The following is a 16,469-nucleotide window of genomic DNA, read 5'->3' on the forward strand; positions in this document are numbered from 1 at the left end:
AGAAAGTATTATGGAATCTGCACACGCACATCGTAAAGATGAACACTTGTCATTGGCAGAAGCCGAATTCCGGCGCCATGCGCCAGTGTCATCTTTACACCAGGTTCGAATTATTCACCAAGGGTTACCTGAAACGAAAGTCGCTAATGTTGACTTAACGGTTGATGACCCAATTTTTAACTTTAAAACCCCCTTCTATATTGAAGCGATGACCGGCGGTAGCCAAAAAACCGGTAAGATTAATGCGCAGTTAGCAACTGCTGCCAAGGAGACCGGTTTGGCGATGGCTGTTGGTTCACAAAGTGTGGCTTTAAAGGACGAAAATGCGATTGACACATTTAAAGTCGTTCGAAAAATCAACCCCGATGGCTTTGTTATGGCCAACATCGGTGCCGGTCATACCGCGGCTCATGCCCAAGAAGTTGTTGATATGATTGGCGCAAATGCCTTAGAAGTTCACATTAACGTCGCCCAAGAAGTTGTCATGCCTGAGGGTGATCGTGACTATATTTGGCAAGACGAATTAGCCAATATTATTCAGACGGTTTCCGTCCCCGTGATTATTAAAGAAGTCGGCTTTGGCATGGCTAAGGAAACCATTGGCCAATTACGTGATTTAGGCGCCCAATATATCAATCTTGGTGGCCGTTCTGGGACAAACTTTGCCGTTATCGAAGATCGTCGTAATCGGGCAATGACGGCTGAGCACGGCTATTTGTATGACTGGGGTCAAACAACTGCCGAAAGTTTGTTAGAAGCGCAACTAGTCGCTGATGCGCCAACAATCCTCGCCACTGGCGGTATTCAAGACCCACTCGACGTTTTGAAAGCTCAAATTTTGGGTGCAAAAGCGGTCGGTGTCGCAGGACATTTCCTACACACGGTCTTGAACGAGGGAACGGATGGCGTCATCACTGAAATTCAGCGTTGGCAAAATCATCTCGCAAAGCTTTACGCGATGGTTGGTGCTGAACAGCAAGCTGATTTACAACACGTCCAAACAGTCCTATCACCCGAGTTGAAAAACTATATCGATCAACGTCGATAAACAAAGTCTTTAATCTCAAAGCAATCAATTGGTATTGTTTTGGGATTTTTTTATTGGATTAGTCTTAAATTTCAGTGGCAAAGTTAAATGATTGTTAAAGGCGTTAAAGGTCAGCTTGCGATTATCGAGAACCCACCCCGTTCAACCTTAAAAGTCGGTATATTGGAAGCATGAAGAACATGTTAACGGAGAGTATTCGTCAGCAGACTGACGATCAAATCATTGATGCAACGCTGACTTTGTTGCAAAGCCAGTCCTATGACCAACTTGCGGTTACTGAAATTACCCGCATGGCAGGCGTGTCACGGATGGCTTTCTATCGCCACTTTGGCACAAAGGAAGCGGTCATCAAGACTATTGTTGAACAACTAACAGATGACTTTGCGAAGGAAGCTGCTGCTCTGCCTTTGGAAAGTGAACAAATTGCGAGTGCCTTCTTTGGCTTTATCCAAGCAAACGGAATGGCGATTGCCGTTTTGTTGAACGCCGGATTACGAGAGCAATTTTACCCACCTTTGCGCGATATTTTGCATGGGTTGTATGCAGAATTGTTCCGCAGCCAAGCAAACCATTCGACATCTATCGATTACGTTTCTGACTTTACGGCATCTGGCATGTTGGCACTAGCTATTCGCTGGATCGCTACGGGGATGCATGAATCAGTACCTGAGATGGCACGGATTGCAACAGAAATGACTGATGCACAACACGCAAACCTCTAATTGTTGTTGTGCCAGTTAACTAAAAAGACGAGATAACCCATTTGAGGTTATCTCGTCTTTTTAGTTTAAGGTAGAAGGTTGAACCGGCGCTTCTTGGGTTGCGCGTAACTGAACCCTTCACCGAATGTTTCCTGTGTATCCATCACAGTCACAAAGGCTTGCGGGTCAATATCATTGATTAACCGACGTACAATGTTCATCTCTGAAGGATCGACGACGGCATAGACAACTTTCCGTTCATTATGCGTAAAGCCCCCCTCTGCATGCAACAGTGACGTGCCACGTTCAAGTTCTTGCATAATAGCATGCGAAATTTCTTCGGGGTAATTTGTGAAAATCAGGAATGCCCGAGCTGCATAAGCGCCCTTTTGGGTAAAGTTAACAAGTTGGGCGAATACAAACGCCGCAATCAGTGTGTACATCATTTCCACAATGTTAATGTAGACTAGTGACACTGTTAAGACCACCACATCTAACGCAAATAACGTTTTCCCCATCGGAATATTTAACTTTTGTTCTAGGATACGCGCAATGACGTCTGTACCGCCCGTTGTGCCCCCGAAACGATAAATTAAGCCAGAACCAAGTCCACCAAAGAAACCGGCTAAAATGGCTGAAATAAGCAAATCATGATGTAGATCTAAATGCATGGGGTACAGTTGCCAGAACCAGAGCCAAAAGGACAAGCCAACGATCCCGTACAATGTATAAATCAAGGCCCGCTTCCCGAGCATTCGTAAACCAAGCAACAACAAGGGAATATTAAAGAACAAGGTTGATAGGGCCGGGTTAATATGGAATAGCGCTCTAAAAATCAGCGTAATTCCGGTCACCCCACCCTCCGCCAAGTGGCTCGGAATATTAACGTTAACTAGTCCCCAACCATACATGCTGGTTCCAATTGTAAAGATGATGAAATCGCGAAGTCGAATTTTTTCAATCACCCGCGTGGCCATTGTTTGTTCTGCCATGGCACAATCCCCAATCTGAATAAATTATCGTGTGGTAATCGGTTGCCCCTCGTTTAAATCAAGGGGCAAAACCAACCATATTAACTCAAGTGTACCAAAATTTTTCTTAATCGGTTAAAAATAGCGAAAAACCGCGACCAGTTTAAAGGTCACGGTTAACATCAACCAATCGACTATGGCGTTAGCCACGGCCACCTTGGAATTCATTATAGAGGGTAATTCCCCCATCAATATAAAGCGTTGTACCGGTAATGTAAGAAGCTTCGTTTGAAATTAACCAAACCGCCGCATTCGCAACATCAACTGGGTCTCCGACTTTCTTCATTGGAATCATACTTTCTGTGTCAGCCCGGACGGCGGGATCTGCAAATCGTTGCGCGTTGATCGGCGTTTCTAGAGCACCTGGTGAAATCGCGTTAATCCGAATACCCTGCTCAGCATATTCCAAAGCCGTTGTTTTAGTAAACATCAGCACGCCAGCTTTAGCCGTTGCGTAAGACGCATAGGTAGGCCAAGGAATAATGTCGTGAATTGACGACGTGTTTAAAATGCTACCTTGCTTATTGTGCTTCAAAAAGTGTTGCACAGCAATTTTAGTCCCCAAGAATACCCCATCTAAATCAACGTGCAACACACGTTGCCAGTCCTCATACGAAGTCTCGTGCGTAGCTGATTGAATTTCGAAGCCAGCATTATTGACCCATACGTCAATATCACCAAACGCTTCAATTGCCTTATCATAAATTGCTTGGACGCCGGCTTCTGTTCCCACATCAGCCCGGATACCGACGGCATGTCCGCCTGATTGTTCAATTAGGTAGATCAGCCCGTCGATTACCTTTTCATCAGCACTCATGTAGTTAATAACCACATTCATCGCTTCTGACCCCATGTGACGTGCGATCGCTTCACCGATACCTGACGAGCTACCCGTCACAACTACGGTTTTACCACGTAAATCGGGATAGCGAGTTGTATCAGTCGTATGATTAATTGTCATAGATATCACCCTCCATGTGACTATTGTACGTCATAACCTATTGCTAATGATGAATAATCTTTAATATCGGATGAACCAAAAAAAGACCAAACAACAGTAAGTGTTTGGTCTTTTTAGGATTAAAAATTTTAATTAACGCTTTTGTTTACCAGCATTACGACCGTTTGACTTTGATGAATCAGTATCGCTTTCGCTGACATTACCTGTAATATCTTTGCGTTCTGTCCCTTGTTGTTGCGCTTGCGCTGCCTTCATGGCTTCAGCAAATGGGCCTGTTGGCTCCGATTGCAAGCGTCCAGCCAGTGCATCATCAACGACATCTTTTACGACGAACGTTTCAGCAACTTGCGCGCGCAACTTTGGCCGCCAAACAATGATAATCAACGTTTGAATAATCATAACCAGTGCACCAACGAAGAAGTACAACGCAATACCACCGTTAGTAACCCAAGTCATAATCAACATCATGATCGGCATCATTAACATCATTGATTGCATTTGCTTCTTTTGTTCAGCAGGAATACCAATCAACGACAAGTATGCTTGAACACCATAGGCAACAGCCGTGGCAATTGCTAACACAGGTGATTGTGATCCTAAGTTAATGCCAAAGAAAGTAGCGTGTGCAATTTCGTGTGAATTCTTAATAGCAGCGTACAATCCCATAAAGACAGGCCATTGAATAATCAATGTGGCAAAATTCATACCACCAAGCATTGAAACACCGTTCTCACGGTAAACTGCCATCATAGCTTGTGATGCCAACATCTTTTCTTCTTGTGTTTGTGCTGTCTTCTGTGCTTCTTGAATCTTGCTCATCTGCGGTTGCAACAAACGCATCTTTTCTTGCTGAATGGTTGCGCCACGTTGTTGGTGAATCATCATTGGCAACAAAATCAATCGCACCACAAATGTCAAAATAACAATTGACCAACCAACTGCGTTCGTACCACCAATCCAGTCTTCTGACATGTGCATGAAGCTAGTCAACGGACCTTCCAAAAAGTCTGCGTGACCAGTAACAAACAAAATAATCAATAAAATAAACAAGATGGGCGTTAAGCCTTTAATTTTCATGGAATATCGATCCTTACCTATTTCTCTTTTTTACAATAATCCATTATATCACAAAAAAATCTTTGTAAACTAACTTTACAAAGATTTTTAACCATTAAAAAAGTAGCAATCATTGATTGCTACTTTAGAAAAGCGGGCTCTTTGTCAAATGGTGTTGGTCGGAGAAAATTCTGACTAAAATCGGTGATTATTGAGTTTTTATAACCTGGATTGTGTAGGCAATTGGCAACGGCCAATTGCCCACGCAATCCAGGTTTTTCTTTTTAAGCGGGAATGATTCGTGGGTGAACCAATTGTGTGCGGATGCGACGGAAGAAGTTGAGTTGATTGCGGTAACCGTAGGCAGTGCGACTGATTTGTTTGATTTTACGATTGATACCTTCGATGACACCGTTTGACCAAGGTGACCGCAGGCTTTCCAACACACCAGCTAAATTCTTGCTGAATGTTGATATTGCAGTGTCCATGGCGTTTCTAAGTGGTGAATAGCCGACAAGAATATCAGAGAATTTTTGTATATTTTGCTCGTGCATTGCTTCTAAAACGGCCTGGTATGTGAGCCAAGTGGCGTGAAGCGTTGGGAATGATCGAAAAACAAGGTCCAATGCTTCTTCTTCGGTCATCAATTCTTTTACACCAGCTAAATAAACGCGAGTGTTTTTGTTCAGCTTGTCGTATGACTTCATAAATAAACGCCATTGACTCTTCATGATGGCGTATTCGCGAGAATACCGTTTATCCTCAATGCTGCGTTGGTCTGCTACGCGTTGTCCGGTGAGAGCTTGTGCTACTCTTTGAACGATGTGAAAGCGATCAATAATAATTTTGGCGTTGGGAAATAAGCCACGGACAAATTGGCCGTAGTTCGCATTTAAATCAATGATGACGTATTCAACTTGTCGACGATTCTGAAGAGAGTAGCCTAAAAAGTGTTCTTTGATGTTCTTAGATAAGCGGTCAGGCAGAATCTCAATCAACTGATGTGCTTCGCCGTCGGCGTACACAAAGGACATATTGTGGGCTGAAGTGCGCACTTCATCAAAACATAATACCGAAGGTAATTGTCGCTGGAAATCGTAATAGTATGTTTGATCTGAGTTGATAACTCTATGCACGCTGCTCGTCGATACACGCAATGCACGCGCAATTGATTTTTGAGAGATATCATCTTGTGACATCGCGATAATCTGATTCACCAACGGACGAGAAAATTTAGAATTGTCGAGTAAATCGTGTGACTTCGCATTGAACTTCGTATTACAGTTATCGCAGTGGAATCGTTGCTTCTTCACGATGAGTCGATTGTCATAGCCGTTCGTAGTTGGCAGATAAATCTCGATATCATCGGTATAACCGTACTTAGTGACGTGCTCTAAATAGCCACAGTCAGGGCAACGCATAATGTCACTCTCAAGAGTGGCACGTGTAATCAATGCTTTGTGGTTATCCTTGCCACGATGCTCATAACGGTTATATTCATTGTCGGAGTTCACGATAAATTTAAAATTTGGGTCTGTTAATCCGACGTAACGTAAGATAGTATTATTCATATGCATCAGTTCCTTTAGATTTGGTTTGGCGACTTTAGTCTACATCAGGAAACTGGTGTTTTTCTTTTTGCAATTAAGAATTAAACACAAAAAGGTGTTGATGGAATTTCTTCCACCAACACCAGAAAGTATAGAGCCGAAAAGCGGACGACGGGAATCGAACCCGCATTCCCAGCTTGGAAGGCTGGAGCACTAGCCATTGTACTACATCCGCATATAATATATATCATCGCCTCAACAACATATATTATATTACACGTTAGTATTGAAAACGTCAACCCTTTAATTAATTTAGTCCGCTAATAAACTGACAAATCTAAACTTTTCAGCGCGATTATCTTGTAAAAAATCGTTCAGGTCCTTGAAGTTTGAGAAAATCTGGGTAATGTAATTATCCTTACGACGAGCTGGCATAACCCCATACCAGTTTAAATCAGTCATTTTATCATACCGGGTATTATCCATGAATACCCCGATAACCTTTTGAACAGTGAGTTTAAAGTCTGGAAATTGCTGTGCTGTACGATGTGCAATCCCAACAGCTTCATCGTAATCTGGGGCAGCTGTTAATAACGTGTCGACTTCTTCACCAACCATGCGAACTGCATACCAGGTGTGCTCTTCACTCGTTAATTCATCAATTGGGGTATAGTTTTCTTCAGCCATATGTATAACCTCCTTCACCGTTCTTAATATTGTCTAAAAATATAGCACGTCTTCGAAAATTTGCAAAAGAAAAACGTGTCCACAATGAACACGTTTTTCTATATATTACAACTTACCGTGACGGTTTTCGCCAAGTGTAAATAGTACCCAAGCTAAGACACCAAAGAAAATTGGTCCTGCGACTGTCCAGATTCCACCGAACAGGTCACCAGTTTGGAATGGTGAGATAATCGTCAAAATAATTGAAATGATGGTCAATGCTTCGACTAGGATCGTAATAATCCAAGTAACCGTTTGGCTCTTATAGAACACAAATGGTCGTTCAACATCATTGAGACGCTTAAACAATGGGAAAGCTGCCACCAGGAAGACATATGGTAGTGTTGATGACACATTACCCATATTTGTCAAAACCAAGTAAAGCTGTGTGGCACTCTTTCCACCGAATGAAATCAAAATGATTAGAATTGAAACCAAGATTGCTTGTGACCAGACTGCAACAGCCGGTACATCATGCTTGTTCAAAGCAATGAACTTCTTTGGCCAAACTTCCTTAGGAGAACCCAAAATGAATGACTTCAAAGGCGCGTACGTCAAGACAAAGAATGAACCAACGTAAGCAAAGAACATTGAAACACCAGCAAAGCGTGCAAAGATCGATCCAAGCAAGACGCCACCAGCATGACTCATGCCAAATGCATCGCCTAATTGCGTACCGAGGTTATTCATCAAGACGTACGTGATGTTTCCCAAGTTAACACTCTTATCACCAGCGATTTGTGCCCAATTAGATGAGGCACCCCAAAGCAAAATCGAGACAGCATAACCAAGACCGATAATTGTTGTCGCAATTAGCGCGGCCTTTGGGTATGTCTTTTCAGCGTTATCAACATCCTCCATGATACCACCCATTTGCTCCAAACCAGCGTAGGCAAAAATAGCATACAAAGCGAATGAAATCATTTGCCCAATTGTCTTGTAGTCAGGATTACCTGAAACCAAGAATGAGTGCCAACGTAATGGCTCAGCAAAATGACCACCGTGACCGATTAGCACGGCAATTGAGGCCAATACCAGAATAACGTTCAAGGCCATGACAAACATACCACCAATGGCTGAAATACGTGAAATTGACTTAACACCACGGGTGACAAAGAAAGCAACCACAATGACGAAGACAACCGCAAGTACCCCAACTGTTTGGCCACCATTCATACCAAATAGTGACCACGTAGTCGTCATGTCTTTACCGAAGATCAACGTTGACAATGGAATCCAGACTTTTTGTGAGACTGAAATCATCCAAATAATCCATGAGGCAAGTCCGATGAACGTCGCAATGAACGCGATCTTCTTACCAAGTGATCGTTCCATCCATGAGTAGATACCACCTTTAGCATCTTTAAATGATGCCCCAAATTCAGCATACATCATTGATGTTGGGAGGAAGAATAGCAATGCTCCCAGGATGTACCAAATAATTGCCGCGTAGCCCATACGTGCGAACGCAACTGGACCATTGGCAAACCCGAAGATGGTGGTAAACATCATCATGACGAGGGCGCCAAGGCCAATACGCTTCTTATCCATGAGAAAACTCCTTAAATATTCGATTATCGTTTATGAAAAATTCATAAATATACAGGTAGCTATTTTACGCTTGTTTCCAGGGCATGACAATTCAACTCGTGAAATCAAATCGAAATGTCATTCGATTACAATCATATTTTCATAAACGACAAAATTGAAACAAAGAAATCCTTGTTATTCAATTGAAACACTTGACTGTTTTTTAATATGTGAAACAATGGATACATTAGTAATTACATGAATTGAGGGAATTCCATGACTGTCACGGTATACTCATTTTCTCACCGCACGTCTGCACTTAATGCGTTAAAGTCGGTTGAGAGTTTTTTCGAACGTAACAACTTGGCATATGAATTGGTTCAATTAAAAGACTCATCTGCCCTCCCCGTTTCTATCCCAACAATGCGAGCAATTTGCGCCGCTGAGGATCCAGAAGCGACTATTTTCAAAAATCCACGCGGGATGTCAATTGATGATTGGACCATCAATGATGTCATCGCTAGTCCTAACAAGTCACTGAAGTCACCATTGACAGTTGAGACTAACGACGCTGGTGAAGTTATCCACGTTATGGCAGGTATTAATGAAGACATGCTCGGGTTGTTTATTCCGCGCGATCGTCGTAAGAATGAGCTTCAAGCACTGCTACAAAAGTCTGCCGAGCTAGACGAAACTGAAGATTAAATGTAAAAAGCACCACTTAACAAGTCTTGTTAGGTGGTGCTTTTTATTACTTAATGTCCAAAGCTGCTAGACGATAAGTTGTGATAACTGCATTCAAACTTCGTGCATACGACGAACTTGTTGCGTAAGTTCCTGTTAACGCCTTTGTTTCATCGTAGTAAGAACTCGTATTTTCTAGCCAAGTTCCTGAGTACATTTCATGATTGCGCAACAAACTAGCATTGGCAACCATACTATCAACGGCTGAATCATAGCGGGCAAAGGCAGCCGTTACTCGGACGGTTTTACCATCAACTTCTTCGTTAGTTGGTAAATCAACACTATCCTGACCACTGACAGCTTTAATTCCGAAATAATTGTTGTATACAGAGGCTAATGACGAGCGTCCAAAGTCGGATTCCAGTGCGGCTTGGGCCATCAAGACGGATGGGCGCACACCATATGAAATGGCCACACGTTGTGCATCTGGCGCAATCGTATTAAAGAACGTTTCTGCATCGTCAGCTTCCTTATTCCAAAGCGTCGTACGGATATCAAACTTACCATCAGTCAGCTTAGGCGTTGCTGCCGCGGGTAGCGTGCCATTTGCTAATGGTGAATCTGGAATCGGACTCGCCTCAGTTGTCCCCTTTGCTAATTTTGCAACATGGATAGAAACTGAGCTTGATGAGAATTTGACCGGTCCGACCATCATATCCATCTTATCAAGATCCGTTGAAAAGGCATCCAAGTCAAAATCTTGGGTAGCAGGTTTTTGTTGTACTTTTTTATCTGCGTGTACAGTTAGCGATGTCGTCACACCAGCGCTAAATAGCGTTAGAGGCACAACTGCTAACATAATTTTTTTCTTAAAAGGCCAGGCCATAATTAATGTTCCCCTATTTAATATCAATACATAAATTATAACGCGCTTCTGCGTAAAACAGGTGTGATAACCATGACAAAATCAAGAACTATCACTGTGTAATCAATTAAAAATTACCTTATGACGTGAATTTATTGACAATTGATTCAATATCTTTAATAACCAGCGACATTGTGCCATCTGGATTATTCACAAATTCCACCTTACTGCGATCTTGGTAGATATCCATCGGAATTGCAATTTCAATCCCTGAATCTAATTTGAAACGTTGGAGCCGGTATTTCTTTTCATAGCGCTCTACATTTGGTACGGCAATTTCAGTCTCAATCTCTTTATCCGCAATGACTTCTTGATAAGCCTGCTTTGCAGAAATATTACCTTTAAAAACGGCCTCAGCAATGTCAGCAGTATTAATTTGACCATCCTCCTGAACGGAATCAAAAATCGCACTCTGGGTGGCCGCCATTGCTTCGTGCTCAGGAACATCAAATTTGTCAGCAACTGTTTTCACGGCTCGCTTGATTGTTTTGATATTGTCTTTGGTAGAAACTTCGGGTTCCAATTGCAAAAAACGCTCTGAAAAATAATTGATGCGGTGACCATCAATCAAATATTGCTTTTCAACCAACATATAATCGCCGGTCATTAAGTTAACAATGATTCCTTCATCCGCTTTTTGATTAGCACCCGGCAAGACAGCCTGGTTAAGCACGAGGTTGTTAACTAGTTGATCATCCCGATAATCCACGATGTGGGCGTAACGCGGTGCAAAATTTAACTTAATGAGACCGAAAAAATCATCAGTTCCTTCAGCAAATTCAAAGCTTAATAAGTCACCAGCCGGTACGGCCTCACTTGCGGCAATATTATCAAATAATTTTTCAGCCAGTTGTGTCGTCTTTTCGGCAAACGTTAGCCCGTTATTATCATCAATAGTTTGCGCCAAATAATCTTCACCGGTTAATGTGCCTGGCTTATAATCACCAGTCTGAAATTTTAGGATGATTTTTTCCAGATAATCGTGTAGCCCTGGCTGTGTTAAATCAATCTCAGCCTGTGAGGCAATTAGATTGCCAGCGTCTTTATCCAAAATATGTAAAATAACGTGCTTTAGTATCATAATGCTCTCGATTTCTGTAAAAAAAGTTGCGACCGGAAGACAGTCGCAACTTATAGTTTACTATTTTTGCTGCTTAATAGGCAACGTGATTCTGAAAATTGATCCTTGCCCAATTGCTGATTCGAGTTCGATATGTCCGCCATAACCCTCGACCAACTTTTGCGCAATACTCAAGCCAAGTCCATTACCACCTTGCTTACGTGAACGTGCTTTATCGACGCGGTAGAAACGATCGAAGACGCGGGCCGCATCTTCTGGGCTGATGCCTTCACCAAAGTCTTGCACGGCCAACTCAACCATATTGCCAGAACGCGATGCCGCAAAATGAATCTCCTTACGATTCTGGCTGTACTTCACAGCATTATCCGACAAGATAATTAAGATTTGCTCTAAGTGATCACGGTTCATGTTAACGATTGTTGGCCCCTTTAAATCATCATCCAGCCCAAATGTAAAGTCTGGGTGAATCATTTGGAAGTTCATATAAATCCCATTAATCATATCCTTAACGTCCGTATCACCGTCTCGGAATGTCAACTCAACTTGATCCGCACGTGTTAAGTCAAGCATCTCAGAGACAAGCCCTTCCATGCGACGCATTTCTTGCAAAGAAGCAGTAATTGATTCATCCAAAATTTTTGGATCATCTTTACCCCAACGATTCAATAACTCCATGTGTCCCTTAACGATGGCCACTGGTGTCCGTAATTCGTGTGAGACATCTTCCACAAACTGATGTTGTTGCAAAATAAAGCGCTGCATACGATTCAACATATCGTTCAACAAATCAGATAGGTCCGTCAATTCGTCGGGTTTTCGGTCCTCATTAACAACCCGTGCTTGTGATTGCGGATCAGATTGAATCTCATCCACCACGCGCTTGATGTTGTTAACTGGCCGTAATAGATAATCAGATAACCAGTACCCCCACAAAGCCACCAAAAACAAGCCTAAGCCAATCAGAATAACAATAATCATATAAACACGATTAAATGTCGCGTGATAGCTGGTCAAATGATTTTCAATAACGACGTACCCAATAACTTTATTGGCTGTATTCCGTAATTCCTGTCGACCAACCAGCATCGCGGGACCATGATCGTGTTGTAACGTGATTTCCTGATGCGTCACCTTGCGAAAAGCCACTCCCTGCCCGCCAATCGGATAAACTTGCGCTCCGTTCGCATTGTAGACGCGAACCGTGTAGTCTTGCCGCGTGATTTGCTGTAGCACTGGATCGTTAACCACTTTATCTAGGTCATTTGACTTTGGACGCAACATGTCATCGACATTAGCAGGTAGCAACTTAGATTCATCTAAATTTTGCAACCGCGTCGTTACGACTTCAAGCGACGAACTAACTTGCTGACGCTCAGTCTTTAGCATCTGTGTCGAAAATGCTTGAATCATGAACCAAGCGAAAATAATAAATATTAAAAAAACACCGGCAGCAGAACCTAGGGCCCACTTCCACTTAAGTGAGAGCCCCTTCCGTTGCGGTGTTTCTTTAATAATGGATGTTTCACTACCCATTAGCGGCCCCCGTGATTACTGACGCATCACATATCCTGTACCGCGAACGGTTTGGATATAAGATGCTCGTGAGTCTGGTTGATCAATCTTGTTACGCAAGTATCGAATATAGACGTCAACAACATTGGTTTCGATTTGAGAATCATATCCCCAAACCTTCTTCAGCAATTCTTCACGAGATTGGACGACATTAATGTTCTCCATCAAAATCAGCAACAACTCGTACTCACGCTTAGTCAAATTAATAATATCGTTACCACGACGGGCAATACGATTTTCTTTTTCAACAGTTAAGTCACGGTAACGGACAACACTTTGGTGGGTACTGTGCTCTTCTGTTTCAATGTTAATACGACGCAACAACGCACGTACGCGGGCCAACAATTCTTCAATCGCAAAAGGCTTCACAACGTAGTCATCCGCCCCGTAGTCCAAACCTGAAACGCGATCAATCACTGAGTCGCGTGCAGTCATCATAATAATGGGGGTATTTTTTACTTCGCGCAAACGGCGAGCCACTTCTAGCCCACTCAATTCAGGCAACATCAAGTCTAATAAAATTAAATCATAGTCGTTATCCAAGGCAGCTTGTAAGCCGCCACGACCATTATCTTCCACATGCGTTTCGTAACCTTCGTGTTGCAATTCAAGTTCAACGAAACGAGCCAAATTTACTTCATCTTCAATAACAAGGACACTACTCATGTGTTATACCTCATCTTACTTTCTACAGGATATGGTCATTCCCAAAAAGTCATGACATATTTAAAACTAGCATAACATGGTTTTCTAATAAATCCTAGTTATTTGCCGTCATAATCGTGATTTGTCCTCGTGTCCGTCTGCAATTGACGACGTTGTTGCCACAAAAAAATGGCCATCGTAATTGGCAAAATGACAATGACACCTAAAATGGCATAGAGCAAACTCAACATTGATGAGGTAAATAATTTCGCATTCACAATTTCACCCAGGCTATAGTTTAGTTTACCAAACCAAATGGCCAGGCTCAAAAAATCAGCCATAAACCCAAACAACACCGTATTCACAGCGGTTCCGATAATTTGTTGACCCAAATGTTGCCCGGACTTGGCAAGGTTAACCAACGACATTTGGGGTTGATCGGCCAATAACTCGCCAATACCAGCCGCAATTGCGATGGCAGCCTCAGCGATTGCCCCAAGGGTGGCTAGCAATGCTGCAACAATGCCCAGTGTGACAAAGTTAATATTAATACCAAGTGATAAGCCTTCGAGTTCTTCAGAATTCTCCTCAGCAAATCCCTGTGCCATCGCTAAATGTTCAGCTGGCAAAATCAAAATAACTAAGGCGAACATGACGATGAAACTGGCCATCAGTGCAATGGTCGTTGTCCGTTCGTCAGCACATGCGCTTAGAATCGTAACCGTCAATAAAAACGCACCACCCACTAGAAGGACAGCCAAGGCATTAAACTGGAAATTAATCAGCATAATCATCACTACCATTATGGCAAAATTAATCCAGAGGCTGACAAACGCGCCGATTCCCTTCATGCCCCCGATAATAATCATCAAGGCTAATAGAATTAACGACAACATTAAGGTGACACTCATGACAAGGCCTCCTTTCGTCGCTGCCATTTACGAACGATCAATACCCAAATAATCCCTGCCGGTACGGTTAAGACAATTCCGATAGCACTAATTAATGTTTGAATCATCCCCAATGACATGTTCATCATATACGTAAAGCCCCAATTATTGCCATTTCGCAAATACAGAATCGCCATCGGGATTTGTTCGGCCATAAAAATTAAAAACAAGGTATTACTTAAGGCACCAAAAATTTCTTGACCAACGTGACGTCCAGTTGCAACGATTTCCCGAATGGTCATGTCAGGCCGCTCTTTCTGAACACTAAATAACGTCGCAATCATATCGGTTGCTTCATCCATCACAGCCCCTAACACACCGACGAGTGTCATAGCCATAAACAAAGGTTTAGGTAATTGCGTAATATATGACATGAGTTCAAAGTGTAGGCCATTTTGTTTAGTAACCGTAAAGACAATCTCCGAAATTAAGAGTGCTAACGCCGTCGCGGTCAGCACCGTTAAGAAAATCACCCACATTTGTCGATTTCTAAAGCCCATTACTAGCCCAAGTGTCAAAGCGGCCGCAATAACACTAAAAATCATAAACAGCCAGAAGATGTTCCCATTGTCAGTTACCAAGTCAAGCGTGACCGTAACGATAAATAACAAAATATTAATACCAAGTGATAAAACCGTCAGTCGACCGGCCCGCCCCATTGAAATGATAAGAATACCAAGTACAAATATCATCACAGGCACCCAAACAGTGTCACGTTTAAGCGTTTTAAATTGCCAGGTCGCATCATCAGCCCGCGATAGGAAAATTTGATTATGGGGTTTTACCGGTTGATTGATAGCCATCGCACTGTCGTACGTATTAACTATCGTCAAAACCCGTCCTTTATGTGTCGTGTTTAAAAGCTTAACCGTTACACGTTGTGTCGTTGTCTTGACATGATTACCAAATTGATCACTTGAATGGCCCGTTTTCGTGGTTTGTACATGGGTTACCTCACCAATTGGTGTGTCGTACATTGGTGCGTTATGGCGCAGGACAACCACTGACAGCAGGCTGATAAAGACCAAAATAACCCATGGCAAAATTCGCTTGTACTTTCCCATTAATCAATCACTCGTCTGTTCTCACCGGCCATTTGAATTTCCTTAGCCAGGTAACGAATGCGTTGCATTAACCGTTCGGCCTTGACTGGCTCTGCGCCGTCCTTAGTCACGGTAAAATGCTCTGTTTCAAGCTGGTTCATCGAGAAATTTGAGGTGAAAAATGTCGGTAGTTCATTTTGCATGCGGTACTCTAAGATGACACCTAGAATATCATCGCGAATCCAAGCAGTAATTGATTCGGCACCAATATCATCAAGTACCAAAATTGGCACCTGCTTAATCGTGTTAATTTTATCTTGCGGATTTTCCTTTGATCCAATGGCGCTACGCATTTCAACCGCGAAACTTGGGAAATGCACGAGCGTTACTGGAATCCCTTCCTGCGCCAATTCGTTGGCCATGGCCCCCATTAGGTGAGTTTTACCAATGCCATATGATCCATGAATATAGAGACCACGATGGTATTGCTTAGGGTTTGCAATATAAGCACTCACAAAAGCGATCACAGCTGTGAATGCCGCGCTCCGGTCAGCGTCCGCTTCTGAAAAATCATCAAGACGGGCACGCTCAATCAACTTGGGCATGCCAATCGATTGAACTAAATTAGCTTGCATACGTAATCGCTGTGCGGCCAAAGTCGCTTCATCTGGTTGATAGACAATGACAATGCGATTTTCAGCTAGCGCAAGAACGGGCTTATATCCTGTATGCACAACCGGCTTACCAGCCGCAGCATTCTTTTGCTGCGTATAGTATTCATACAAAACTGAGAAGTCCCGATTCACCAGTTCACGCGATAATTCATCTTTATGGGTTTGAAAAAAAGCCTTAATATCCGGTTGTTCGAACACTTCCTTTTGAATTGCTGCATAACGAGCATGTAAGTGTTTTTTATCCATAAATTGATTTAACGCTTCGCCTACATTAAATGGTTCATCTGCCATA

Annotated in this window: 16 protein-coding genes and 1 tRNA gene; 3 read left to right on the plus strand and 14 right to left on the minus strand. The window is 42.7% G+C overall.

The window, feature by feature from the left end:
* Window positions 1-10: 10 nt before the first annotated feature.
* The gene (gene fni, locus ACJ28U_RS03660) at window positions 11-1,048 is read left to right on the plus strand and encodes a type 2 isopentenyl-diphosphate Delta-isomerase (protein ID WP_099088040.1); all 1,038 of its coding nucleotides are present in this window, start codon (window positions 11-13) and stop codon (window positions 1,046-1,048) included.
* A 170-nt stretch (window positions 1,049-1,218) separates the two neighbouring features.
* Window positions 1,219-1,770 (plus strand): TetR/AcrR family transcriptional regulator, encoded by a 552-nt coding sequence (locus tag ACJ28U_RS03665; protein WP_029237510.1) that lies wholly within the window; start codon window positions 1,219-1,221, stop codon window positions 1,768-1,770.
* A 65-nt stretch (window positions 1,771-1,835) separates the two neighbouring features.
* On the opposite strand, the gene ACJ28U_RS03670 is transcribed toward ACJ28U_RS03665, so the two are convergent.
* The 7 genes from ACJ28U_RS03670 to yjeM form a co-directional block, all read right to left on the minus strand.
* Window positions 1,836-2,741: a YitT family protein gene (locus ACJ28U_RS03670; RefSeq protein WP_407618413.1), complete on the minus strand. Its 906-nt coding sequence runs from the start codon at window positions 2,739-2,741 to the stop codon at window positions 1,836-1,838.
* 181 nt (window positions 2,742-2,922) lie between these two features.
* Window positions 2,923-3,741 (minus strand): glucose 1-dehydrogenase, encoded by an 819-nt coding sequence (locus ACJ28U_RS03675; RefSeq protein WP_407618414.1) that lies wholly within the window; start codon window positions 3,739-3,741, stop codon window positions 2,923-2,925.
* Between the two features lie 132 nt (window positions 3,742-3,873).
* The gene (gene yidC / locus ACJ28U_RS03680) at window positions 3,874-4,818 is read right to left on the minus strand and encodes a membrane protein insertase YidC (RefSeq protein ID WP_010374295.1); all 945 of its coding nucleotides are present in this window, start codon (window positions 4,816-4,818) and stop codon (window positions 3,874-3,876) included.
* Between the two features lie 263 nt (window positions 4,819-5,081).
* Window positions 5,082-6,368, minus strand: a complete 1,287-nt coding sequence (locus tag ACJ28U_RS03685) for an ISL3 family transposase (RefSeq protein WP_407618415.1) — start codon at window positions 6,366-6,368, stop codon at window positions 5,082-5,084.
* Window positions 6,369-6,510: 142 nt separating this feature from the next.
* A tRNA-Gly gene (locus ACJ28U_RS03690) sits at window positions 6,511-6,582 on the minus strand.
* Window positions 6,583-6,659: 77 nt separating this feature from the next.
* Entirely contained in the window at window positions 6,660-7,034 is a 375-nt protein-coding gene (locus ACJ28U_RS03695; RefSeq protein ID WP_099088042.1) for a hypothetical protein, read from the minus strand.
* Between the two features lie 105 nt (window positions 7,035-7,139).
* Window positions 7,140-8,624: a glutamate/gamma-aminobutyrate family transporter YjeM gene (yjeM, locus tag ACJ28U_RS03700; RefSeq protein WP_407618416.1), complete on the minus strand. Its 1,485-nt coding sequence runs from the start codon at window positions 8,622-8,624 to the stop codon at window positions 7,140-7,142.
* 255 nt (window positions 8,625-8,879) lie between these two features.
* Between yjeM and ACJ28U_RS03705 the strand changes: the two genes are divergently transcribed.
* Entirely contained in the window at window positions 8,880-9,308 is a 429-nt protein-coding gene (locus tag ACJ28U_RS03705; protein ID WP_010373607.1) for a hypothetical protein, read from the plus strand.
* Window positions 9,309-9,354: 46 nt separating this feature from the next.
* On the opposite strand, the gene ACJ28U_RS03710 is transcribed toward ACJ28U_RS03705, so the two are convergent.
* The 7 genes from ACJ28U_RS03710 to dnaI all read right to left on the minus strand — a co-directional run bounded on the left by ACJ28U_RS03710 (window position 9,355) and on the right by dnaI (window position 16,468).
* Window positions 9,355-10,173 carry a glycoside hydrolase family 73 protein gene (locus tag ACJ28U_RS03710; RefSeq protein ID WP_407618417.1) on the minus strand — a complete coding sequence of 273 codons (819 nt, stop codon included), beginning with the start codon at window positions 10,171-10,173 and terminating at the stop codon, window positions 9,355-9,357.
* A 118-nt stretch (window positions 10,174-10,291) separates the two neighbouring features.
* On the minus strand, window positions 10,292-11,293 hold the full coding sequence (locus tag ACJ28U_RS03715) for a nucleoid-associated protein (protein WP_010373612.1): 1,002 nt from the start codon (window positions 11,291-11,293) through the stop codon (window positions 10,292-10,294).
* A gap of 60 nt (window positions 11,294-11,353) precedes the next feature.
* Window positions 11,354-12,826 (minus strand): HAMP domain-containing histidine kinase, encoded by a 1,473-nt coding sequence (locus ACJ28U_RS03720; RefSeq protein WP_099088046.1) that lies wholly within the window; start codon window positions 12,824-12,826, stop codon window positions 11,354-11,356.
* Window positions 12,827-12,841: 15 nt separating this feature from the next.
* Complete coding sequence (locus ACJ28U_RS03725; protein ID WP_010373616.1) at window positions 12,842-13,531, minus strand: response regulator transcription factor; 690 nt, start codon at window positions 13,529-13,531, stop codon at window positions 12,842-12,844.
* Window positions 13,532-13,629: 98 nt separating this feature from the next.
* The gene (locus tag ACJ28U_RS03730; RefSeq protein WP_407618418.1) at window positions 13,630-14,421 is read right to left on the minus strand and encodes a YibE/F family protein; all 792 of its coding nucleotides are present in this window, start codon (window positions 14,419-14,421) and stop codon (window positions 13,630-13,632) included.
* Window positions 14,418-15,524 carry a YibE/F family protein gene (locus ACJ28U_RS03735; RefSeq protein WP_407618419.1) on the minus strand — a complete coding sequence of 369 codons (1,107 nt, stop codon included), beginning with the start codon at window positions 15,522-15,524 and terminating at the stop codon, window positions 14,418-14,420. Before ACJ28U_RS03735 ends, ACJ28U_RS03730 begins: the two co-directional genes overlap by 4 nt.
* On the minus strand, window positions 15,524-16,468 hold the full coding sequence (gene dnaI, locus ACJ28U_RS03740; protein ID WP_099088049.1) for a primosomal protein DnaI: 945 nt from the start codon (window positions 16,466-16,468) through the stop codon (window positions 15,524-15,526). Before dnaI ends, ACJ28U_RS03735 begins: the two co-directional genes overlap by 1 nt.
* Window position 16,469 lies beyond the last annotated feature (1 nt).

The organism is Weissella sp. MSCH1, from assembly GCF_045799135.1.
In the GTDB taxonomy this organism is placed as follows: Bacteria; Bacillota; Bacilli; order Lactobacillales; family Lactobacillaceae; genus Weissella.

Excerpts from the sequence above, each read along its gene's own strand:
- fni (WP_099088040.1), top strand. The coding sequence starts at position 11 with ATGGAATCTGCACACGCACATCGTAAAGATGAACACTTGTCATTGGCA.
- ACJ28U_RS03665 (WP_029237510.1), top strand. The coding sequence starts at position 1,219 with ATGAAGAACATGTTAACGGAGAGTATTCGTCAGCAGACTGACGATCAA.
- ACJ28U_RS03670 (WP_407618413.1), bottom strand. The coding sequence starts at position 2,741 with ATGGCAGAACAAACAATGGCCACGCGGGTGATTGAAAAAATTCGACTT.
- ACJ28U_RS03675 (WP_407618414.1), bottom strand. The coding sequence starts at position 3,741 with ATGACAATTAATCATACGACTGATACAACTCGCTATCCCGATTTACGT.
- yidC (WP_010374295.1), bottom strand. The coding sequence starts at position 4,818 with ATGAAAATTAAAGGCTTAACGCCCATCTTGTTTATTTTATTGATTATT.
- ACJ28U_RS03685 (WP_407618415.1), bottom strand. The coding sequence starts at position 6,368 with ATGAATAATACTATCTTACGTTACGTCGGATTAACAGACCCAAATTTT.
- ACJ28U_RS03695 (WP_099088042.1), bottom strand. The coding sequence starts at position 7,034 with ATGGCTGAAGAAAACTATACCCCAATTGATGAATTAACGAGTGAAGAG.
- yjeM (WP_407618416.1), bottom strand. The coding sequence starts at position 8,624 with ATGGATAAGAAGCGTATTGGCCTTGGCGCCCTCGTCATGATGATGTTT.
- ACJ28U_RS03705 (WP_010373607.1), top strand. The coding sequence starts at position 8,880 with ATGACTGTCACGGTATACTCATTTTCTCACCGCACGTCTGCACTTAAT.
- ACJ28U_RS03710 (WP_407618417.1), bottom strand. The coding sequence starts at position 10,173 with ATGGCCTGGCCTTTTAAGAAAAAAATTATGTTAGCAGTTGTGCCTCTA.
- ACJ28U_RS03715 (WP_010373612.1), bottom strand. The coding sequence starts at position 11,293 with ATGATACTAAAGCACGTTATTTTACATATTTTGGATAAAGACGCTGGC.
- ACJ28U_RS03720 (WP_099088046.1), bottom strand. The coding sequence starts at position 12,826 with ATGGGTAGTGAAACATCCATTATTAAAGAAACACCGCAACGGAAGGGG.
- ACJ28U_RS03725 (WP_010373616.1), bottom strand. The coding sequence starts at position 13,531 with ATGAGTAGTGTCCTTGTTATTGAAGATGAAGTAAATTTGGCTCGTTTC.
- ACJ28U_RS03730 (WP_407618418.1), bottom strand. The coding sequence starts at position 14,421 with ATGAGTGTCACCTTAATGTTGTCGTTAATTCTATTAGCCTTGATGATT.
- ACJ28U_RS03735 (WP_407618419.1), bottom strand. The coding sequence starts at position 15,524 with ATGGGAAAGTACAAGCGAATTTTGCCATGGGTTATTTTGGTCTTTATC.
- dnaI (WP_099088049.1), bottom strand. The coding sequence starts at position 16,468 with ATGGCAGATGAACCATTTAATGTAGGCGAAGCGTTAAATCAATTTATG.